Below are 20,564 nucleotides of genomic sequence, written 5' to 3'. Positions count from 1 at the left end.
CCGCGCCGGAGCCGGAAGTGGTTACGCCCGAGCCCGAGGTGATCGAGCCGGAGGTCGTGGCCGCGCCGGAGACCGCCGCGCCGGAGACCGCCCCCGCACCCGCGATCGAGGAGATCGCTCCGACCGCCGGTCGTCTCGACCGGCTGCGCGGCCGGCTGGCCCGGTCCCAGTCGGCGATGGGCAAGAGCCTGCTCGGCCTGCTCGGCGGCGGCGACCTGGACGAGGACTCGTGGGAGGAGATCGAGGACACCCTCCTCATCGCAGACCTCGGTGCCGCTACCACCACCAAGATCGTCGAGCGGCTGCGCCACGAGATGGCCGCGCGCAACGTGCGCACCGAGGCCGACGCGCGCGCGGTCCTGCGTGACGTACTCGTCGACGAACTGCACCCCGAGCTGGACCGGTCCATCCGGGCGCTGCCGCACGACGATCACCCGTCTATCCTGCTGGTTGTCGGTGTCAACGGCACCGGCAAGACCACCACGACGGGCAAGCTGGCGCGCGTGCTCGTCGCCGACGGGCGCCGCGTGCTCCTCGGTGCCGCCGACACGTTCCGTGCCGCCGCCGCCGATCAGCTGCAGACCTGGGCCGAGCGCGTCGGCGCCGAGGTGGTGCGCGGCAAGGAGGCCGGTGACCCCGCGGCCGTCGCGTTCGATTCCGTCGCCCGCGGCATCGAGAACGGGGTCGACGCCGTGCTCATCGACACCGCCGGCCGACTCCACACCAAGACCGGTCTGATGGACGAACTCGGCAAGGTGAAGCGGGTCGTCGAGAAGAAGGCCGCGGTCGACGAGGTTCTGCTCGTGCTCGACGCGACGATCGGCCAGAACGGGCTCACACAGGCCCGCGTGTTCGCGGAGGTCGTCGACATCACCGGTGTCGTCCTGACGAAACTCGACGGGACCGCCAAGGGTGGCATCGTCTTCCAGGTCCAGCACGAACTGGGTGTGCCGGTGAAGCTCGTGGGTCTCGGGGAGGGCGCCGACGACCTGGCGCCGTTCGAGCCGGGCGCGTTCGTGGACGCTCTGCTCGGCTGAGCGGCGCGCCCGCTCGTCGCAGTCGACGGTGAGAGGGAAGCCGCGCGACGACACGACCCGTATCTCCGGCAGGGGTGCGAGGGACACGTGCCGCGCGGTTTTTCCCATTTTTCGGACGCTTCGGGCGAAGAACGCAAACCGGGAAACAGAGAAGAAACACGAAGCGGGATCCCGTTCACTTCGTAGAAACAACACGGCGCTTCCACGGAAACATCTCGGCAGCAAGCTTTCCTCAATCACGCGCTGACCGGCGCGGTATCTAGGGAGGTTGCAAGTGGAGGAAGTGGTGAACACCGGCGACGCAGCATGGATGCTGATGGCGGCCTCGCTGGTGCTGCTGATGACACCGGGCTTGGCGTTCTTCTACGGCGGCATGTCGCGCGCCAAGTCGGTGCTGAACATGATGATGATGTCGTTCGGCGCCATGGCTGTGATCGGCGTGATCTACGTTCTGTGGGGCTGGTCGATGTCCTACGGCACCGAGAGTGTCGGCGGCATCTTCGCCAACCCGTTCGAATTCTTCGGTCTCCAGGGCGCGATCTACGACGAGGAGGGTGGATTCCTCCCCGGCCTGGGCAACTACCCGCAGATCATCGACATCGGCTTCCAGGTCACGTTCGCGATCATCACCACCGCGCTGATCTCCGGCGCCCTCGCCGAGCGCGTGAAGTTCGGGACGTGGATGGTCTTCGCCGGCCTGTGGGTGACCTTCGCCTACTTCCCGCTCGCCCACATGGTGTGGGGTGGCGGTCTTCTGTCCGGCTCCGAGGACGGCATCGCCGCGAAGCTGTTCGGCACCGTCGACGACGGTGAGGGCGGTCTGACCGCCGCAGTTGCACCGATCGACTTCGCCGGTGGCACCGTCGTCCACATCAACGCCGGTATGGCCGCCCTGGTTCTCGCCCTGGTCATCGGCAAGCGCGTCGGCTTCGGCACGGTTGCGATGCGTCCGCACAACCTGCCGTTCGTGATGCTCGGTGCCGCGCTCCTGTGGTTCGGATGGTTCGGCTTCAACGCCGGCTCCGCGTTCGCCGCCGACGGTATCGCCGGCCTGGCCTGGGTCAACACGACCACCGCGACCGCTTCCGCGATCCTCGGCTGGCTCCTGACCGAGCGCATCCGGGACGGCAAGGCCACCAGCCTCGGTGCCGCCTCCGGTGCTGTCGCCGGTCTCGTCGCCATCACCCCCGCGGCCGGCGCGCTGAGCCCGGTCGGCTCCATCGCCCTCGGTGTCGTCGCCGGTGTGCTGTCCGCCCTCGCGGTCGGCCTGAAGTTCAAGTTCGGTTACGACGACTCGCTCGACGTCGTCGGCGTGCACCTGGTTTCCGGTCTCTGGGGCACCATCGCGATCGGTTTCCTGGCCACCGACACCGGCCTGTTCTACGGCGGCGACTACAAGCAGCTGGTCGTGCAGATCGTGATCGCCCTGGTCGCCGTGGTGTTCACCGCGATTGTCACCGCCGTGATCGCGTTCGCGCTCAAGCCGCTCGGCTGGCGTGTGTCGCCGGAGGAAGAGGCGCGCGGTATCGACGAGTCGGAGCACGCGGAATCCGCATACGACTTCGTCTCGGCGCTCAGGTGAGATAAGAAGACGAACGTAGCGGCACGGCAGACTTGGGAAGGATGAGGAAATGAAGCTGATCACGGCAATTGTCAAACCGTTCACCCTCGAAGACGTGAAGGCGGGTCTCGAGCAGGCGGGCGTGCTTGGCATGACCGTCAGCGAGGTCCAGGGATACGGACGCCAGAAGGGTCACACGGAGGTCTACCGCGGAGCCGAGTACTCGGTCGACTTCGTGCCCAAGGTGCGCGTCGAGGTCGTCGTCGACGACGCCGCCGTGGACAAGGTGGTCGAGACGATCGTCGAGGCCTCGCGGACCGGGAAGATCGGTGACGGCAAGGTCTGGGTCACCCCCGTCGAGTCGGTGATCCGAGTTCGTACCGGAGAACGAGGCACGGATGCACTCTGACCCCAAGGGGTCCGGAACGCGCGGCCCCGATCCCGCTGCACGAGCAGCGGGATCGGGGCCGCCCGTGTCCTCCGGGCCGGACGCGTCCCTCGCCACCGCGGGCGGTGCCGCCGCCGACCTGGCCATCGCCCGCGATCAACTGCTCGCCGGTGGTGTCCGCAACCGCCGCCTCGATTCGGCTGCGCTGCGGCACGCGCTGGTGGACCTGCACGAATTCTGGCTCACCACGAAAGGCTCCGAGGTCGGGATCGTCCCCGACTGCGGTTTCGCGATCGTCGCCGTCGGCGGTCTGGGCCGTCGCGAGATGCTGCCGTACTCCGATCTCGACCTCATCCTGTTGCACGACGACATGGAACCGGCCGTGGTGTCCGACATCGCGGACCGGCTCTGGTACCCGTTGTGGGACGCCCACATCAAACTCGACCACAGTGTTCGCACCGTCCCGCAGGCGTTGCAGGTCGCGGCGTCCGACGTGACCGCTGCCCTGGGCATGCTCGAGGCCCGGCACATCGCCGGGGACATCGAGCTGAGCAACCTGCTGATCGGCGGGGTGCGCAGGCAGTGGCGGACCGGGATCCGAGCACGCTTCGACGAACTCATCGAACTCACCGAGACACGCTGGCAGCGCAGTGGGCAGATCGCGCACCGCGCCGAACCGGACCTCAAGAGCGGCCGAGGAGGGTTGCGGGACGTGCAGTTGCTCAATGCCCTGTCCGTCGCGCAGCTCACCGACGGCATGCCGGGGTTGGGGCCGGACGTGCCCGGCGGCGGACTCGCCGCGGCGCACCGCCGGTTGCTCGACGTGCGCACCGAGCTGCATCGCGTCGCGGGACGCGCCCGCGACCAGCTCCGCGCCCAGGACGCCGACGAGATCGGTGCCGCGCTGCGCATCGGCGACCGCTTCGATCTGGCCCGGATGCTCACCGAGTCCGCGCGGACCGTCAGCTACTCCGTCGAGGTCGGGATCCGCACCGCGGGCAACGCCCTGCCGCGGCGCGGACTGTCGAGGCTGCGCCGGCTCCCGGTGCGGCGCCCGCTCGACGAGGGTGTCGTCGAGCACGCGGGGGAGGTCGCGCTCGCCCGCGATGCGCATCCCCGGAAGGATCCGGGCCTGATCACCCGGGTCGCGGCCGCGGCCGCGCAGGCCGGGCTGCCGATCTCCGCCTCGACGCTGAACCGGCTCGCCGACAACGCCCCGGAGCTGCGCGAACCGTGGCCGCGGTCGGCGTTCAACGACCTGCTGGTTCTGCTCGGTTCCGGCCGGCGTGCCGTCGACGTCATCGAGTCCCTCGACCGCACCGGGCTGTGGGGCAGGCTCCTGCCGGAATGGGGTGCGGTGCGCGATCTGCCCCCGCGCGACGCGGTGCACACCTGGACGGTGGACCGGCATCTGGTGGAAACGGCGGTGTACGCGGGCGGGCTCACGACCCGGGTCGCACGACCCGACCTGCTGGTGCTCGGCGCCCTGTTGCACGACATCGGCAAGGGCCGCGGCGGCGACCACAGCATCGTCGGCGCCGAGCTGGCGACGCAGATCGGGCGCCGGATGGGACTGTGGCCGTCGGATCTCGCGCTGCTCACCGCGATGGTGCGGCACCACCTGCTGCTGCCGCACACCGCGACGCGCCGCGACCTCGACGATCCGGCGACCGTGCAGTCCGTCGTCGACGCACTCGACGGCGACCCGGTGCTGCTGGAACTGCTGCACGCCCTCGCCGAGGCCGATTCGCTGGCCACCGGTCCGGGGGTGTGGGGTGACTGGAAGGCCTCGCTGATCCGGGAACTGGTCCGGCGCTGCCGGATGGTGATGGCGGGGGAGGAGTTGCCCACCCCCGACCCGATCGATCCGGAGCTCGCGCAGCTCGCCGCCGACGGCGGTGTGCACGTGACATTGCAGCCCGGCGAGGGTCCGCACTCGTACACCGTGTCGGTGGTGGCGCCGGACGAACCGGGGCTGCTCGCGGACGCGGCGGGCGTGCTGGCGCTGCACGGGTTGCGGGTGCTGTCCGCTTCGCTCGGCAGCCACGCCGGTAGCGCCGTGAACAGTTTCGTGGTGGCCCCCCGGTTCGGAACGCCGCCCGAGGCCGGGTTGCTCCGGCAGGAACTGATCCGCGCACGCGGCGGCGACCTGGATCTGCCGGCGGCGCTGGACGCGAAGGAACAGGCCGCGCGGGAAGCGCAACTGCCGGAACAGCCCGAACGGGCCGTGCCGGTCGTGTACGCGCTGGCACCGCCACGCGTGATCTGGTTCGACGCTCCCGATCCCGGACAGGTCATCCTCGAGCTGCGCGCCGAGGACCGTCTCGGGCTGCTGTGCCGGCTCGCCGAGGCGTTCGAGTCGGTCGGTGCCGACGTGCGGTGGGCGCGGGTCACGACCCTCGGCACAGCGGTCGTCGATGCGTTCTGCATCGACCTCACCGGGACCGACACCCGGGCCACCCGGGAGCAGCTCGAGCAGGCCGTGCTCGCGGTGGTGCCGGGCGTCGAACCGAAGAAACCCGAGGCGACCGCCTGACCGGGTAGCCGCCCGCCGTGACGTCACGATCGCGGCGAGCGGCTACCCTGGATCGCAGCACTGTCCGTCTTTCGCAGAACCCAGGAGCGCATTCGGTGTTCGAATCCCTTTCCGACAGGTTGACCGGGGTCCTGAAGGACCTGCGCGGCAAGGGGCGCCTCTCCGATGCCGACATCGACGCCACGTGCCGCGAGATCCGTCTCGCCCTGCTCGAGGCCGACGTCGCGCTGCCCGTGGTGCGCGCGTTCATCGCGAAGATCAAGCAGCGCGCCAAGGGTGCCGAGGTGCACGGCGCGCTGAACCCCGCCCAGCAGGTCGTCAAGATCGTCAACGAGGAACTCGTCGGGATCCTCGGCGGCGAGACCCGCCGCCTGCGGCTCGCGAAGAACCCGCCGACGGTGATCATGCTCGCCGGTCTGCAGGGTGCCGGTAAGACCACGCTCGCCGGCAAGCTCGCGGCCTGGCTCAAGGGCCAGGGACACACCCCGATGCTGGTCGCGTGCGACCTGCAGCGCCCCGGTGCCGTCAGCCAGCTCCAGATCGTCGGTGAGCGCGCCGGAGTGACCGTGTTCGCGCCGCACCCGGGGACCTCGATCGGTGGTGGCGAGAACGAACTCGGCGTGTCCGCCGCCGACCCGGTCGCCGTCGCGAAGTCCGGCGTCGAGGAAGCCCGCAACAAGCAGTACGACGTGGTCATCGTCGACACCGCCGGCCGCCTCGGCATCGACGAGGAACTGATGGCGCAGGCCGCGAACATCCGCGATGCCGTGCAGCCGGACGAGACCCTGTTCGTGCTCGACGCGATGATCGGCCAGGACGCGGTGAGCACCGCCGAGGCGTTCCGCGCCGGGGTCGGGTTCACCGGCGTCGTCCTCACCAAGCTCGACGGTGACGCCCGCGGTGGTGCGGCGCTGAGCGTGCGCGAGCTGACCGGGCAGCCGATCCTGTTCGCGTCCACCGGCGAGAAGCTCGAGGACTTCGACGTCTTCCATCCCGAGCGCATGGCCAGCCGCATCCTCGGTATGGGCGACGTGCTCACCCTCATCGAGCAGGCCGAGCAGGTCTTCGACGCCGAGCAGGCCGAGAAGACCGCGTCCAAGATCGGCTCCGGGGAACTCACCCTCGAGGACTTCCTCGAGCAGATGATGGCCGTGCGCAAGATGGGCCCGATCGCGAACCTGCTGGGCATGCTGCCCGGCGCCGGGCAAATGAAGGACGCGCTCGCCAACGTCGACGAGAAGCAGCTCGACCGCATCCAGGCGATCATCCGCGGCATGACCCCGGAGGAACGCGCCGATCCGAAGATCATCAACGCCTCCCGGCGGCTGCGCATCGCGAACGGTTCGGGCGTGAAGGTCTCCGACGTCAATCAGCTCGTCGACCGGTTCTTCGAAGCCCGCAAGATGATGGCGGCGATGGCCGGCCGCATGGGCATGCCCGGCGCCCGCAAGAACCAGCGCAGCAACAAGAAGGGCAAGAAGGGCAAGAAGGGCGGTCGCGGACCGACCCCGCCGAAGATCAAGGGCGGATTCCCCGGCGGGCTCCCGGCCGGGTTCCCGGGTGCGGGCGGCGGCATGCCGGCCGGTTTCCCGGATCTGTCCAACATGCCGAAGGGTCTCGACGAACTGCCCCCGGGCCTCGAGGGCTTCGACCTGTCGAAACTGAAGCTGCCGAAGAACTAGTTCCGCCGAAGAACCGGGCTGCCGATCCCACCTCGATGCCGGATTCGTCCGGGCGGGGTGGGATCTGGCAGAATGGTTCGCTGTCGTCGCATCCGGTTCCGTACCGCGCGGCGGTCACAGGTTAGAGGCAAAACCGGGCGTGCCAGAAGGGCGCGTCGTCCGAATTGCACGTGACATGCGCGTTCGCGCGCTCGAAGGGAAAACAGCAGTGGCTGTCAAGATCAAGCTCACCCGCCTCGGCAAGATCCGCAACCCCCAGTACCGCATCGTGGTCGCGGACTCGCGTACCCGCCGCAACGGCCGGGCCATCGAGACGATCGGCAAGTACCACCCGAAGGAAGAGCCCTCGCTGATCGAGGTCGACTCCGAGCGTGCGCAGTACTGGCTGGGTGTCGGCGCGCAGCCGACCGAGCCCGTCCTGAACCTCCTCAAGATCACCGGTGACTGGCAGAAGTTCAAGGGCCTGCCGGGCGCCGAGGGCACCCTGAAGAAGGCGGAGGCGAAGCCGACCAAGCTCGAGCTGTTCCAGGCCGCGCTCGCGCAGGCCGAGAACGAGCCCGCCGCCGAGGCCATCACGCCCAAGAAGAAGAAGGCCGCCAAGGACGAGGCTGCCGAGGCTCCCGCCGAGGCCGCCGACGCCGAGTCCACCGAGGCTGCCGAGTAATGAGTGCCGTTGTCGCCGATGCCGTCGAGCATCTCGTTCGTGGGATCGTCGCCAACCCCGACGACGTGCGGGTCGAGCTGATCACCGGCCGTCGGGGGCGCACCGTCGAGGTGCACGTGCACCCCGACGATCTCGGCAAGGTGATCGGTCGCGGTGGGCGCACCGCGACCGCACTGCGGACCCTCGTCACCGGCATCGGTGGTCGCGGAATCCGCGTCGACGTCGTCGACACCGACCAGTAGGCGAGCGGCAGTGGAGCTCGTCGTGGGCCGTGTGGTCAAGTCGCACGGCATCAAGGGTGAAGTGGTCGTCGAGGTTCGCACCGACGAACCCGAGGAGCGTTTCGCCGTCGGCGCCGAGCTGCGTGGCCGCAAGCCCCGCGAGCAGACCCTGCACACGTACACGGTGGAAGCCGCCCGGGAACACTCCGGGCGGCTTCTGCTGCGTCTGCGTCAGGTCGCCGACCGCAACGCCGCCGATGCCCTCCGCGGCACGCTGTTCGTCGTCGACAGCTCCGACCTGCCGCCGAGCGACGATCCCGACGAGTTCTACGACCACGAACTCGAAGGGCTCACCGTCCGGATCGTCGAAGGGCGGCCCGACGCCGGCACCGAGGTCGGTACCGTCCGCGAGGTGCTGCACACCGCTGCGGGCGAACTGCTCGCGATCCGGCCGGCCGGCTCGGATCGCGGCGAGCTGTTGATCCCGTTCGTGACGGCGATCGTGCCGACCGTCTCGATCTCCACCGGCATCATCGAGATCGACCCGCCCGACGGGCTGCTCGACCCCGACTTCGGCGAGCCCCCGTCTCGTGGAAAAGACAAGGGAGACAAGTAGTTCCGTGCGACTCGATGTCGTCACCATCTTCCCCGAGTATCTCGAGCCGTTGCGCGCGGCGCTGCTCGGTAAAGCCATGGACAAGGGCCTGATCTCCGTCGGCGTCCACAACCTGCGCGACTGGACCCACGACGTGCACAAGGCCGTCGACGACTCCCCGTACGGCGGTGGACCCGGCATGGTGATGAAGCCGACCGTGTGGGGACCGGCGCTCGACGACGTCCTCGCCGGACCGGACGGCGAACCCGACCCCGACGTGCTGCTCGTCGTCCCCACCCCGGCCGGAGTGCCGTTCACCCAGGAAACCGCGCACCGCTGGTCCGGTGAGAAGCGGATCGTGTTCGCGTGCGGCCGCTACGAGGGCATCGATCAGCGGGTGTTCGACGACGCCGCGCGGCGCGTGCGCGTCGAAGAGGTCAGCATCGGCGACTACGTGCTCATCGGCGGGGAGGTCGCGGTCCTCGTCATGGTCGAGGCGGTCGTCCGGCTGCTGCCCGGTGTGCTCGGCAATCAGCAGTCGCACCAAGAGGATTCGTTCTCCGACGGCCTGCTCGAAGGACCGAGCTACACGCGCCCCGCGAGCTGGCGCGGTCTCGACGTGCCGCCCGTGCTCATGTCCGGCGACCACGCCAAAGTCGCGCAATGGCGCCGCGAACAGTCCCTGATCCGCACCCGCGAACGCCGGCCCGACCTGCTGCCGGACACGCCGGGCGAGTGAGTCCGCTTCCCGCTCGGTAGGTCTCGGGCGAGGGGCTCTCGAACGAGGGCCGGATCGCACGCATCAATGCGTCGGCTTCCCGAACGCTTCCTGGACCACCAGGGTCACCGTGTCACGCGCGTGCGCCGCGCTCGCATCGTCGGTGACATCGACCAGCGCAGTGTCCGGCAACGGCGTCCACTCCGCAAGGTCGGGATCGTCGTAGTGCACCTTCTCGCGGGACAGGACCGCGACCACGTAACGGTGGTCGTCGCCGAAGAATCCGGTCGACAGGTGGATCCAGTTGCCGTCCACGCAGCACATCCAGCCCTGCTTGACGCCCAGCTCGGTCGCGTCGGGCAACCCGTCGGGCAGTCCGAAACGCTGGTCGTATCCGTCGGAACCGGCGGGCTCGAAGTCGAGCAGATGGCCCACGAGCGTCGCGGTGCCGCGCTCGTCCAGACCCGAGGTGCCGCCCAGCACGGCGTCGTACCAGGTGAGCAGATCGGACGCTGTGGTGACGGTGTTCCACCAGTTTCCGTCGTAGGGGGCGCTGGTGTCGGTGAGGCCGTGCCGATGGACGACCCGATCGACGATCTCGCTGCCGCCGTAGCGCGACCACAGATCGTTCGCCGCGGAATCGTCCGAGCGCGACAGCATGGCCGCGATCTCGTCGTATTCACCCTCGCCCAGCGCGATCTCGCTGGTACCCGCACGGAACAGCAGGTCGTCGGCGATGAACAGCTTGACCACCGACGCCGTCTCGATCGGTTCGTCCGCGCCGGCCACCGTGCGCGACCCGGTTTCGCGATCGAGCAGCGCGACCGTAACCCGCGCACCCCGCTGGGCCTCGGCCAGGGCAGCTGCGGCGACCACGCGGTCGGTCAGCGCCTGCACCTTCATCGTGTAGGGAACCTCGGGGGCGGGCACGGGAAGGAACTCCACCGTCGGGTGCGGAGCAGTGACCCCGACCATGAGAACCTCGGAATCGGAGGACACCGAGCCGCAGGCCACCGCGGTCGCTGCCGCGAACAGCAACGAGACGATCGATCGGCGTCTGCCCCGAGGCCCGGACATCAGGTGCTCCTACTCCCATTGTGCGGCGACGCCGACGTCTCCGGTATCCAGTTTTCCTCGCGCGTCGCACGAGGATGACGCGATGAGGATAGCGGTAGGGTTCGACGTCGTGACGACTGCTCTCAAGACCGTTAACCAGCGCCTCGCCGAGGAACTCGACGTCCGGGAGAATCAGGTGGCCGCAGCGGTCGACCTGCTCGACGGCGGAGCCACGGTGCCGTTCATCGCCCGGTACCGCAAGGAAGTGACCGGAGCCCTCGACGACGCTCAGCTTCGGCAGCTCGACGAACGGTTGCGCTACCTGCGCGAACTCGACGAGCGGCGCGCAGCGATCCTCGAATCGATCGAGGGCCAGGGCAAGCTCGACGACCACCTGCGCGGACAGATCATGCTCGCCGACACCAAGGCGCGGCTCGAGGACATCTACCTGCCGTTCAAGCCCAAGCGGCGCACCAAGGCGCAGATCGCGCGGGAAGCGGGGCACGAACCGGTCGCCGACGCGCTCATCGGGGACCCGACGACCGATCCCGCGCAGTACACGGCCGAACAACTCGACGGCGCCCGCGCCATCCTCGTCGAACGGTTCGCCGAGGACGCCGACCTGGTCGGGGAACTGCGCGAGGCGATGTGGTCGCGTGGCCGGCTGGTCTCGGCGGTGCGCCCGGGCAAGGAGACCGAGGGCGCGAAGTTCGCCGACTACTTCGAGTTCTCCGAGCCGTTCACGGATCTGCCGTCGCACCGCATCCTCGCGGTGCTGCGCGGCGAGAAGGAAGAGGTGCTGAGCCTCACCCTCGAACCGGACAGCGACGATCCGCAGCCGGGGGAGCGCACCTACTTCGAGGGCCGCATCGCCGCCCGGTTCGGCATCGCCGACCAGGGCCGCGCCGCCGACAAGTGGTTGCTCGACACCGTGCGCTGGGCGTGGCGCACCAAACTGCTCGTCTCCCTCGGTCTCGACACGAGGATGCGGCTGCGGCAGTCCGCCGAGCAGGACGCCGTCGACGTGTTCGCCGCGAACCTGCGCGACCTGCTGCTCGCCGCACCCGCGGGTACTCGCCCCACGATGGGCCTGGACCCCGGTTTCCGGACCGGCACGAAGGTCGCGGTCGTCGACGCCACCGGCAAGGTCGTCGACCACGCGACGATCTATCCGCACCAGCCGCACAACAAGTGGGATCAGGCGCTCGCGACGCTCGCGGGTCTGGTCGCGAAGCACGGCGTCGAACTCGTCGCGATCGGCAACGGGACCGCGTCCCGCGAGACGGACGCCCTCGCCACCGAGCTGATCGCGAAGTCCGGTGCGACGAACCTGACGAAGATCGTCGTGTCCGAGGCCGGCGCGTCCGTGTACTCGGCGTCCGCCTACGCCTCGCAGGAACTGCCGGACCTGGACGTGTCCATCCGGGGTGCGGTGTCCATCGCCCGGCGGCTGCAGGACCCGCTCGCCGAACTCGTGAAGATCGACCCGAAGTCGATCGGCGTCGGCCAGTACCAGCACGACGTGTCCGAGACCCTGCTGGCGCGTTCGCTCGGCGCGGTCGTCGAGGACGCGGTGAACGCCGTGGGTGTGGACGTGAACACCGCGTCGGTGCCGCTGCTCGCGCGTGTGTCGGGCATCTCGGGGTCCCTCGCCGAGAGCATCGTCGCGCACCGCGACCAGAACGGCCCGTTCCGCACCCGTTCGGCCCTCAAGGATGTGGCGCGGCTCGGCCCGAAGGCGTTCGAGCAGTGCGCGGGCTTCCTGCGCATCCCCAACGGCGACGACCCGCTCGACAGTTCCGCGGTGCACCCCGAGGCCTACCCGGTGGTGCGGCGCATCGTCGAGCGCACCGGCAGCACCGTGCGGGAACTGATCGGCAACACCACGGCGCTGCGCGGGGTGCGGCCCGCCGAGTTCGTCGACGACCGATTCGGCCTGCCCACCGTCACCGACATCATCGCCGAACTCGAGAAGCCCGGCCGCGACCCGCGGCCGGAGTTCAAGACCGCGACCTTCGCGGCCGGCATCGAGAAGGTCGCCGATCTGAAGCCGGGCATGGTGCTCGAGGGCGTGGTCACCAACGTCGCCGCGTTCGGTGCCTTCGTCGACGTCGGCGTCCACCAGGACGGCCTGGTGCACGTGTCGGCGATGTCGCGCAGCTTCGTCAAGAATCCGCACGACGTCGTCAAGTCCGGTGAGGTCGTCAAGGTCAAGGTGCTCGATGTGGACGTGCCGCGCCAGCGCATCAGCCTGACGCTGCGCCTCGACGACGAGATCCCCGCCGGCGACGGCAACGGCGGTGCGGCCCCGTCCGCGCGCGGCGGAGCCCGCCCCGGTGGTCAGCAGCGCCGCAACCCGCGGCAGGGCGGCGGGAATCCGGGTGGCGGCCGGCAGGGCGGTGGACGGCAGGGGTCGCGGGACCGCCGCTCCGACTCGGCGCCCGCTTCGGGGTCGATGGCCGACGCACTGCGCCGCGCCGGATTCGGGAAGTAAATCCGACGGGCCGGGGTTCGTGTCGGGTCACCGGCGCGGCCCCGGCCTGACATGCTGGGACTCATGCGGTCGAGGGTGGCTCCATGAGCGAATGGCTCCGGCACGAGATCATCGACAGAGGGCGGCTGCCCCTGCTCTTCTTCCTCCTGGGGTTCCTCGCCGCGTTCCTGTTCATCCGGCTCAGCGTGCGACTGATCCGCGCCCAGGTGCGCTGGTGGCCCGGGAACATCACACCGGGTGGTCAGCACGTGCACCACGTCGTCTTCGGTGTGGTCACCATGGTGATCTCCGGCGGTGCGCTCATCGCCGTCTACGAGAACGGGAGCCAGGTCACCGGTGCCGCGCTGGCGACGTTCTTCGGGATCGGCACCGCCCTGACCCTCGACGAGTTCGCGCTGATCTTCTACCTGAACGACGTCTACTGGGAGGAGGAGGGGCGGGTCTCGGTCGACGCCGTGTTCGTCGCGCTGGCCGTGACCGGTCTCGTGCTGCTGGGCGTGCAGCCCTTGGAGCTGGCCGACGTCACCGACTTCAACGAGAGCACCTCGTGGGTTGTCCGGGCGGGCATCATCGTATCGGCGCTGATCAACCTCGGGCTCGCAGCGATCGTGCTCCTCAAGGGCAAGATCTGGACGGGGCTGGTCGGCCTGTTCTTCCTACCGTTGCTGCTCATCGGTGCGATCCGCCTGTCGCGGCCGGGGGCTCCGTGGGCGCGGTGGCGGTATCAGGGCAAGCCTCGCAAGATGCGCCGCTCGATCGCCCGTGAACGCCGCTACCGCCGGCCGATGATCCGGGCGAAGATCTTCGTGCAGGACCTCGTCGCCGGGCAGCCCACGCTCGACACGGTGCGGGACAGCGTGGAGCATTCGCGGGTCGCCGCGGAAGCCGAACTCGACCGCACCGTGCACGCCGCACCCCCTCCGATTTCATCGACCGGCGCTGCATCTGGCACAATTGACGGGTTGCCCGGATCGGGCACGCCTACCTGACCTGGGTACGAACCAGTCGAGCGCCGCCTGAAGGCGGCCGCCGCTCGGTTCCTCTGCTCGAGCGAACAAGAGGATGAACAACCGATGAACACCCTGGACTTTCTGGACGCCAAGTCCCTGCGCGACGACATCCCGGAGTTCCGTCCCGGTGACACGCTGAACGTGCACGTCAAGGTTATCGAGGGCTCGAAGGAGCGCGTGCAGGTCTTCAAGGGCGTCGTGATCCGGCGTCAGGGCGGCGGTGTCCGCGAGACCTTCACCGTTCGCAAGGTGTCGTTCGGCGTCGGCGTCGAGCGGACCTTCCCGGTCCACAGCCCCAACCTCGCCAAGATCGAGGTCGTCACCCGAGGTGACGTGCGTCGCGCCAAGCTGTACTACCTGCGCGACCTGCGCGGCAAGGCCGCCAAGATCAAGGAAAAGCGCTGAGCGCTCACGCCTGATCCCACGGTTCACGCGAAGCCCGGTCCGGAAGTACCCGGACCGGGCTTCGTGGCGTGTGTGGTGTCCGCGCAGTCGAGTGAAGCCCAGAGGCTAGTCTGATCCGGTGGCAGATACACCGCAGGATCCGGCAGTGCCGGAGTCGCAGGACCGCCTCGCCCATCGGGGATCCGGGGATCGGGAGACCATCGGTTCCCGAGAGCGGAAGGATTCGGGGGAAACCAAGAAGCAGAAGTCGTTCTGGCGCGAACTGCCACTGCTGATCGTCGTCGCACTCGTCCTGAGTTTCCTTCTCCAGACATTCATCGCGCGGGTCTACCTGATCCCCTCGGAGTCGATGGAACCCACCCTGCACGGCTGCACGGGGTGTACCGGCGACCGCATCGTCGTCGAGAAGATCAGCTACCGATTAGGGGATCCGCGGCCCGGCGACGTCATCGTCTTCAAGGGCCCGGATTCGTGGTCCACCGGATACAAGTCGACGCGCTCGGACAACGTCGTCATCCGCGGGATCCAGGAGGTCGGTTCGCTGGTCGGCCTGGTCCCGCCGGACGAGAACGACCTCGTCAAGCGGGTCATCGCCGTCGGCGGACAGACCGTCGAATGCTGCGACGACCAGGGCCGGGTCCTCGTCGACGGCAAGCCGCTCGACGAGCCCTACGTCAAGATGGACTTCCCGTTCACCCCGGGCGTGCTCACGTGCGAGACCGAGTTGAAGTCCGGGCGCTGCTTCGGCCCGGTCACCGTTCCCGAGGGCCACGTGTGGGTGATGGGCGACAACCGCAGCAACTCCGCGGATTCGCGCTGGCACGTCGGAGACGAGAGCCAGGGCACCATTCCGTTGGACAATGTGATCGGCAAGGCCCGCATGATCGTGCTGCCGCCCGGTCGCTGGGGCATGATCGACTCACCGGAGATCCAGTAATCGTGAACGGTTGGCCACCTCGCCCCGTCGTCCGCCGGTCCTCGGGTCTGTGGACGATGGAATCGACGCTGACCCGCTGCGGTCTCGGACCCGTCGCCGGCGTCGACGAGGCCGGTCGCGGCGCGTGCGCCGGCCCGCTGGTCATCGCGGCCTGTGTCCTCGGACCGAAACCGCATCCGTCGCTCGCGCGGCTCGACGACTCGAAGAAGCTCACCGAGAAGGCGCGCGAGGAACTGTTCCCGATCATCCAGCGTCGTGCGGTGGCGTCCAGTGTCGTCGTGGTTCCCGCGGCGGAGGTCGACGCCATCGGCGTGCACGTCGCGAACATCGAGGGCATGCGCCGCGCGGTCGCGGGACTGGCGACCCCGCTCGGGTACGTCCTCACCGACGGTTTCCGGGTGCCGGGCCTCCCGGCGGCGTCGCTGCCGGTGATCGGGGGGGACGGCGCCGCGGCCTGCATCGCCGCGGCGAGTGTCCTCGCGAAGGTCACCCGTGACCGGATGATGATCGAACTCGACGGCGAACTGCCCGGCTACGGATTCGCCGTCCACAAGGGCTACGGCACCGCATTTCACATGGCTGCGTTGCGCGAACTGGGGCCGAGCCGCGAGCATCGACGGTCCTGGGCGAACGTCCGGGCGGTTGTCGGCGCGCGGGAGAATGCCCGGGGATTCGATTCCGACGAGGCGGATGCGGGATGATGGCAGGACACACCAGAACGGGAGGACACCGAGACCGATGAGTGCCGAGGATCTCGAGAAGTACGAAACCGAGATGGAACTCTCGCTTTACCGGGAGTACCGGGACATCGTCGGTCAGTTCGCCTACGTGGTGGAGACCGAGCGTCGCTTCTACCTGGCGAACGCCGTCGAGCTGATCCCGCAGAACGTCGGTGGCGAAGTCTATTTCGAAGTGCGTATGTCGGATGCGTGGGTGTGGGACATGTACCGCCCCGCTCGCTTCGTCAAGCACGTCCGGGTCATCACGTTCAAGGACGTCAACATCGAGGAGCTGGACAAGCCGGAGCTGCGGCTGCCCGACAAGCTGGGCTGAGGCCGGCGCAACGCACTGATCGAATTCTGTCGGTGCCCCTCGCTATGGTTCGAACATGCTTTCGAACCGGGTGGGGGGTGCGGTGGTCGAGGCGCGGCTGTCCGCCCTCGACACCGCGGTCGACGGCCTGCTCGGTGACGACCTGTCGGGTCTGTCGGACGACGACATCGTCGCCGTCCTGCAACGCCTGGAAACCTCCCTGCGCAAGGCCTCCGCGGTCGGGCACCGCCTGATCGTCGAGACCACCGAACGCATGATCCCGGGCCATCTCGGCTGCCGCTCGGTCAACGACTTTCTGGTCGGCACCCTGCGGATCTCCGCCGCGGATGCGGCGCGGCGGGTCAAGGGCGCCAAGAAGGTCGGCACCTGGCATTGCCTCGACGGTGAGGACCTCGAACCCGAACTGCCCGCCACGGCAGTCGCGGCGCGTTCCGGTGCGATCGGGCCGGAGCATGTCGCGGCGGTGGCGAAGGTGATGCGGAAGGTGCCGCACGGGGTCGGGTTCGACGAGATCACCGTCGCGGAGAAGATCCTGGCGGATGCGGCGTGTTCGGTCACCCCCGACGATCTGGTGAAACTCGGTGCGCATCTGCTCGCGTACCTGAACCCGGACGGGGACGTGCCGGACGAGAAGGAACGCACACGGCGCCGGGGTCTGCGGATCGGCAAGCAGGGTGTCGATCTCATGACCCCGATCTCCGGGCTGATCGATCCCGAGACCCGGGCGCTGCTCGAACCGGTGCTGGCGAAACTCGCCCGGCCGGGCATGAACAATCCGGACGATCCCGAATCACCGTCCGGTGATGTCGAATCCGGGACCCTCGACCGGGATGCGCTGGCCAAGGCCGCGGCCCGCGACACGAGAACGGTGGTGCAGCGCAACCACGACGCGCTGAAGGTCGCCCTGCGGCAGATCTTGTCGTCGGGGGTGCTGGGCAGCCATCGGGGGTTGCCGGTGACGGCGATCCTGACCATGGGCGTGAAACAGCTCGAGGAAGCGACCGGCGTCGTGACCACCGCTTCCGGTGGGTTGGTGCCGATCCGCGACGCGCTGCGCATGGCAGAACGCGCGCATCCGGTGCTGGCGATCTTCGATCACCACGGCCGGCCGCTGCACCTCGGCCGCGCGAAGCGTTTGGCGTCGGCGGATCAGCGGCTGGCGTTGATCGCCGCCTCGGGTGGTTGTACCCGGCCGGGTTGCGATGCGCCGGCCACATTGACGGCGGTGCATCACATCAGAGAGTGGCGAGACGGCGGGCTCACCGACATCGGCAACGAGGACCTGGCGTGCGACGCCTGCCACGCGCTGGTGCACGACGGGCCCGGCGGCTGGGAAACCCGCGTCGCACCGGCAAACTCCGAGCACCCGGGCCGTACGGAATGGATTCCGCCGCCGCACATCGACCCCGAGCAGAGACCGCGGGTCAACCACCGTCATCATCTCGGTGATCTGCTGTCGGTGGCGTTGGCGCACTACCGTGCCCGCCGCGAAACCGAACTGCGCGAGCACCGACAGCGGTGGATGCGGGAACCGGTCGCGGATGCCAGTGGCGGCGAGGTGCCGTAGCAGCGCGCGGGGTATTGCCAGGAACTCTGGTTTCCGAACGTCACCATCGAGGGCGAGATGGCCAACTTTCGGGTCGCGGCGATGGTTTCGGTGCGTAGATCGGTGGCGATGACAGTTCGACCACGCGACAGCCAAACTCTCCACGCAGCGTTTTCTCCACGCAGCGTTCTCCGACTTGGCCGAAAGCTCCGGTGACCAGGACGGTGTCGGTCATCGCCCCGCTCTCCGTGCTGCGATGGTATTCAGCCAGGTAGGCATACGGAGTGAGATCAGCGGGTTGAAGAAGTCAACGCGCAGCCGCGTGAGTTTCAGCGCCTTGATGTACCAGGTGCCATCGACCTTCTCGTAGGTCTCGAAGTAGTGCCCGTATCCCAGGAGATTGAGTCCGGGCTTCAGCCGTACGACATCTTGCATCGCCCATACTCCCGTCGCGGTGGTGGCGGAGGTGAGTTCGATTTCGGGGTTGTGCACGTGGTGCACGGTGGGCTGGGAGGTTTTGCCGAGGGTGGCTTCGAGGAACGCTACGATCTCGTCGGCGCCGGTGATCTTCTTCCCACCGACTTCGGACGTGTCGTTGACGGCGTCGTCGGTGAAGACGGTGCGCCATTCCGACCAGTCCTTGGCGTCAAGGAGTCGACAGTAGCGCGCCTTGAGCTGCTTTATCGCCTCCAACTCGCGCAGATAATGCAGGTCGTCGTGATCCGGCCCCGATTCGACGTGAACTGCGCTGTCCATATCGTCCTCTCAGTCGGTGCGGCAGGCCCATCGGACGTCGACCGACGAAGAATGCGATGTCGGTGTCCCATCGAAACATTCACGCGCCCCTCGACCTGCTGTCGACAGCACGACGAGACCTCTGGCGCTATCTTCCGAACATTCGAAACAGAGTCTCACACACCAGGAGGCACTACGGGTGGGTTGCCGGCCGACTCGGGCACTCGCCACGACAGGGATGGCGTCGTACCGTCCGACGGACAACGGTGCTCGACTCGACATGTCGGAGGCTGGATATGAACGCTTGCTGCCCATATCGTTCCTCCCGGTGGGAGAGCCACTCTCACTTCGCGATGGGGGAGGCGTCGATGCTGCGTGTCGTTCAATGGGCCACCGGGGGTGTGGGCAAGGCCGCGATCGAAGCGGTGCGGCAGCATCCCGAACTCGAACTTGCCGGTTGCTATGTGCATTCGGCGGACAAGGCCGGTAAGGACGTCGGGGAGATCCTCGGTATCGACCCGCTCGGTGTCGTCGCCACGAACGAGGTCGAGGACATTCTCGCCCTGGACGCCGACGCCGTCGTGTACGCACCGCTCGTCCCGGATCCCGACGAGGTCGCGCGAATCCTGCGCTCCGGCAAGAACGTCGTCACACCCGTCGGCTGGTTCTACCCGAGCGAGCGGGACACCGCGCTGGAGCAGGCATGCCTCGACGGTGGTGTCTCGCTGCACGGGACCGGCATCAACCCCGGCGGCACGACGGAGCTGCATCCGCTCGTGCTGTCGGCGATGACGTCTGCCGTCACGTACGTGCGGTCCGAGGAGTTCTCGGACATGCGCACCTACAACGCCCCGGATGTGCTCCGCTGGGTCATGGGATTCGGTGGCACACCCGACGAAGCCCGCAAGAGCCCGATGCTGAAGGTCCTGTCCGGAGGCTATCGGCAGTCGGTGCGCATGTGTCTGGACACCCTCGGTATCGCCGACGCGCAGATCCGCTCCTCCCACGAGATCGCCGTCGCGACCGCCCCGATCGACTCACCGCTGGGAGTGATCGACGCCGGCAGCGTCGCCGCCCAGCGGTTCAGCTGGGACGCGGTCGTCGGTGACCGGGTGGTCGTCCGCATCGCCGTCAACTGGCTGATGGGCGAGAAGAACCTGGAACCGGCCTGGGAATTCGGCCCGGGCGGCGAACGCTACGAGATCGAGGTGAAGGGCGACCCGGACACGTTCGTGACGATCCACGGCTGGCAGCCGGCGAGTGTCGCCGAAGGACTCCGGCGGAATCCGGGCATCGTCGCCACTGCCAACCACTGCGTCAACTCGATCCCGTATGTCGTCGCTGCCGAACCGGGCATCCGCACGTGCCTCGACCTGCCCCCGGTTGCCGGGCGGGCTCACCCGGACCTGCTCGCGGGCCGAGCTGAGCCGTCGTTGCCGACGGTCACCGGTCGTCGAGATCGACCCTGATCGTCGTGTTCTCCGTCCCGAAGGTTCGGACGAACATCGCGTTGAACTTCGGCATGGTCGCGAGGCGCTTCCTGACGTCGTCGTCGGGCACGAGATGCGCGGTGCCGGTGTGCCATCGGCCGCGGTAGCGGACTCGCACCCTGGGTTCGGCGATCAGATTGCGTACGTAATCGGAGCTGGTTCCGTGGTTCGACACCATCCAGAACTCGTTGCCGACGATGTGGCCGCCGACAGGCGTTCGCCGGACCGCGCTGCTGCGCCGCCCGACGGTTTCGAGAAGCGTCTGCCGAGGAAGGCGGGCGGCGACCGGATTCGCGACATGCTTGTGCATCCAGTCGTCGCATTGCCGCCGGAAGTTCCGCACCGACCGGTGGAGACCGCTCATATGCCGATCGTAGGTCGTCGGCCGGGAAATCTCCGGGTGTCCATACACGCCGCACCCGACAAATTCCGCGCC

General features: G+C 68.4%; 20 protein-coding genes. 17 read left to right on the top strand and 3 right to left on the bottom strand.

Going from position 1 to position 20,564, the window contains the following annotated elements; all coding sequences use genetic code 11:
- The 9 genes from ftsY to trmD form a co-directional block, all read left to right on the top strand.
- Positions 1-1,037 (top strand): signal recognition particle-docking protein FtsY (gene ftsY, locus ACN675_RS14580; RefSeq protein WP_420751516.1); only part of this gene is annotated, 1,037 nt, incomplete at its 5' end.
- A 274-nt stretch (positions 1,038-1,311) separates the two neighbouring features.
- The gene (locus ACN675_RS14575; RefSeq protein WP_420751515.1) at positions 1,312-2,619 is read left to right on the top strand and encodes an ammonium transporter; all 1,308 of its coding nucleotides are present in this window, start codon (positions 1,312-1,314) and stop codon (positions 2,617-2,619) included.
- 49 nt (positions 2,620-2,668) lie between these two features.
- Entirely contained in the window at positions 2,669-3,007 is a 339-nt protein-coding gene (locus ACN675_RS14570) for a P-II family nitrogen regulator (protein WP_068160495.1), read from the top strand.
- Positions 2,997-5,522: a [protein-PII] uridylyltransferase gene (locus tag ACN675_RS14565; RefSeq protein ID WP_420751514.1), complete on the top strand. Its 2,526-nt coding sequence runs from the start codon at positions 2,997-2,999 to the stop codon at positions 5,520-5,522. The genes ACN675_RS14570 and ACN675_RS14565 overlap by 11 nt, the downstream gene beginning before the upstream one ends.
- Before the next feature lie 95 nt (positions 5,523-5,617).
- A complete protein-coding gene (ffh, locus tag ACN675_RS14560) occupies positions 5,618-7,204 on the top strand; it encodes a signal recognition particle protein (RefSeq protein WP_420751513.1) in 1,587 nt (528 codons plus the stop codon).
- Between the two features lie 208 nt (positions 7,205-7,412).
- On the top strand, positions 7,413-7,868 hold the full coding sequence (gene rpsP / locus ACN675_RS14555; RefSeq protein ID WP_197256133.1) for a 30S ribosomal protein S16: 456 nt from the start codon (positions 7,413-7,415) through the stop codon (positions 7,866-7,868).
- Positions 7,868-8,110 carry an RNA-binding protein gene (locus tag ACN675_RS14550; protein WP_068160502.1) on the top strand — a complete coding sequence of 81 codons (243 nt, stop codon included), beginning with the start codon at positions 7,868-7,870 and terminating at the stop codon, positions 8,108-8,110. The genes rpsP and ACN675_RS14550 overlap by 1 nt, the downstream gene beginning before the upstream one ends.
- 10 nt (positions 8,111-8,120) lie before the next feature.
- Positions 8,121-8,705 carry a ribosome maturation factor RimM gene (rimM, locus tag ACN675_RS14545; protein ID WP_420751512.1) on the top strand — a complete coding sequence of 195 codons (585 nt, stop codon included), beginning with the start codon at positions 8,121-8,123 and terminating at the stop codon, positions 8,703-8,705.
- Between the two features lie 4 nt (positions 8,706-8,709).
- Positions 8,710-9,423 (top strand): tRNA (guanosine(37)-N1)-methyltransferase TrmD, encoded by a 714-nt coding sequence (trmD, locus tag ACN675_RS14540; RefSeq protein ID WP_420751511.1) that lies wholly within the window; start codon positions 8,710-8,712, stop codon positions 9,421-9,423.
- 63 nt (positions 9,424-9,486) lie between these two features.
- Here the strand turns inward: trmD and ACN675_RS14535 are convergent, their stop codons facing one another.
- Positions 9,487-10,479 (bottom strand): serine hydrolase, encoded by a 993-nt coding sequence (locus ACN675_RS14535; RefSeq protein WP_420751510.1) that lies wholly within the window; start codon positions 10,477-10,479, stop codon positions 9,487-9,489.
- An 82-nt stretch (positions 10,480-10,561) separates the two neighbouring features.
- On the opposite strand from ACN675_RS14535, the gene ACN675_RS14530 reads away from it, so the two are divergent.
- The 7 genes from ACN675_RS14530 (at position 10,562) to ACN675_RS14500 (ending at position 17,924) form a co-directional block, all read left to right on the top strand.
- Positions 10,562-12,952 (top strand): Tex family protein, encoded by a 2,391-nt coding sequence (locus tag ACN675_RS14530; protein WP_420751509.1) that lies wholly within the window; start codon positions 10,562-10,564, stop codon positions 12,950-12,952.
- An 83-nt stretch (positions 12,953-13,035) separates the two neighbouring features.
- A complete protein-coding gene (locus ACN675_RS14525) occupies positions 13,036-13,941 on the top strand; it encodes a hypothetical protein (protein ID WP_420751508.1) in 906 nt (301 codons plus the stop codon).
- 84 nt (positions 13,942-14,025) lie between these two features.
- Positions 14,026-14,367 carry a 50S ribosomal protein L19 gene (gene rplS, locus ACN675_RS14520; RefSeq protein ID WP_197251248.1) on the top strand — a complete coding sequence of 114 codons (342 nt, stop codon included), beginning with the start codon at positions 14,026-14,028 and terminating at the stop codon, positions 14,365-14,367.
- Positions 14,368-14,566: 199 nt separating this feature from the next.
- On the top strand, positions 14,567-15,304 hold the full coding sequence (gene lepB / locus ACN675_RS14515) for a signal peptidase I (RefSeq protein WP_420751521.1): 738 nt from the start codon (positions 14,567-14,569) through the stop codon (positions 15,302-15,304).
- Between the two features lie 2 nt (positions 15,305-15,306).
- A complete protein-coding gene (locus ACN675_RS14510; RefSeq protein WP_420751507.1) occupies positions 15,307-16,005 on the top strand; it encodes a ribonuclease HII in 699 nt (232 codons plus the stop codon).
- Positions 16,006-16,042: 37 nt separating this feature from the next.
- The gene (locus tag ACN675_RS14505; RefSeq protein ID WP_068160521.1) at positions 16,043-16,357 is read left to right on the top strand and encodes a DUF2469 domain-containing protein; all 315 of its coding nucleotides are present in this window, start codon (positions 16,043-16,045) and stop codon (positions 16,355-16,357) included.
- Positions 16,358-16,412: 55 nt separating this feature from the next.
- On the top strand, positions 16,413-17,924 hold the full coding sequence (locus tag ACN675_RS14500; protein ID WP_420751506.1) for a DUF222 domain-containing protein: 1,512 nt from the start codon (positions 16,413-16,415) through the stop codon (positions 17,922-17,924).
- Between the two features lie 210 nt (positions 17,925-18,134).
- On the opposite strand, the gene ACN675_RS14495 is transcribed toward ACN675_RS14500, so the two are convergent.
- On the bottom strand, positions 18,135-18,659 hold the full coding sequence (locus ACN675_RS14495) for a nuclear transport factor 2 family protein (RefSeq protein WP_420751505.1): 525 nt from the start codon (positions 18,657-18,659) through the stop codon (positions 18,135-18,137).
- Between the two features lie 347 nt (positions 18,660-19,006).
- Here ACN675_RS14495 and ACN675_RS14490 point away from each other — a divergent pair, with 347 nt between their 5' ends.
- Entirely contained in the window at positions 19,007-20,107 is a 1,101-nt protein-coding gene (locus ACN675_RS14490; RefSeq protein ID WP_420751504.1) for a dihydrodipicolinate reductase, read from the top strand.
- Here ACN675_RS14490 and ACN675_RS14485 read toward each other — a convergent pair.
- Positions 20,082-20,492: a nitroreductase/quinone reductase family protein gene (locus tag ACN675_RS14485; RefSeq protein ID WP_420751503.1), complete on the bottom strand. Its 411-nt coding sequence runs from the start codon at positions 20,490-20,492 to the stop codon at positions 20,082-20,084. The genes ACN675_RS14490 and ACN675_RS14485 overlap by 26 nt on opposite strands.
- Between the last annotated feature and the right edge of the window lie 72 nt (positions 20,493-20,564).

The organism is Rhodococcus sp. O3, assembly GCF_048897285.1.
Classification (GTDB): domain Bacteria; phylum Actinomycetota; class Actinomycetes; order Mycobacteriales; family Mycobacteriaceae; genus Rhodococcus.
Note: the sequence above shows the minus strand (reverse complement) of the source record. Positions and strands in the feature narration are given on the sequence as shown.

Bases quoted from the DNA above. Each gene is read 5' to 3' on its own strand.
- ACN675_RS14570 (WP_068160495.1), top strand. From the start codon at position 2,669: ATGAAGCTGATCACGGCAATTGTCAAACCGTTCACCCTCGAAGACGTG.
- ACN675_RS14565 (WP_420751514.1), top strand. From the start codon at position 2,997: ATGCACTCTGACCCCAAGGGGTCCGGAACGCGCGGCCCCGATCCCGCT.
- ACN675_RS14550 (WP_068160502.1), top strand. From the start codon at position 7,868: ATGAGTGCCGTTGTCGCCGATGCCGTCGAGCATCTCGTTCGTGGGATC.
- ACN675_RS14535 (WP_420751510.1), bottom strand. From the start codon at position 10,479: ATGTCCGGGCCTCGGGGCAGACGCCGATCGATCGTCTCGTTGCTGTTC.
- ACN675_RS14530 (WP_420751509.1), top strand. From the start codon at position 10,562: ATGAGGATAGCGGTAGGGTTCGACGTCGTGACGACTGCTCTCAAGACC.
- ACN675_RS14525 (WP_420751508.1), top strand. From the start codon at position 13,036: ATGAGCGAATGGCTCCGGCACGAGATCATCGACAGAGGGCGGCTGCCC.
- rplS (WP_197251248.1), top strand. From the start codon at position 14,026: ATGAACACCCTGGACTTTCTGGACGCCAAGTCCCTGCGCGACGACATC.
- ACN675_RS14505 (WP_068160521.1), top strand. From the start codon at position 16,043: ATGAGTGCCGAGGATCTCGAGAAGTACGAAACCGAGATGGAACTCTCG.
- ACN675_RS14500 (WP_420751506.1), top strand. From the start codon at position 16,413: ATGCTTTCGAACCGGGTGGGGGGTGCGGTGGTCGAGGCGCGGCTGTCC.
- ACN675_RS14495 (WP_420751505.1), bottom strand. From the start codon at position 18,659: ATGGACAGCGCAGTTCACGTCGAATCGGGGCCGGATCACGACGACCTG.
- ACN675_RS14490 (WP_420751504.1), top strand. From the start codon at position 19,007: ATGCTGCGTGTCGTTCAATGGGCCACCGGGGGTGTGGGCAAGGCCGCG.
- ACN675_RS14485 (WP_420751503.1), bottom strand. From the start codon at position 20,492: ATGAGCGGTCTCCACCGGTCGGTGCGGAACTTCCGGCGGCAATGCGAC.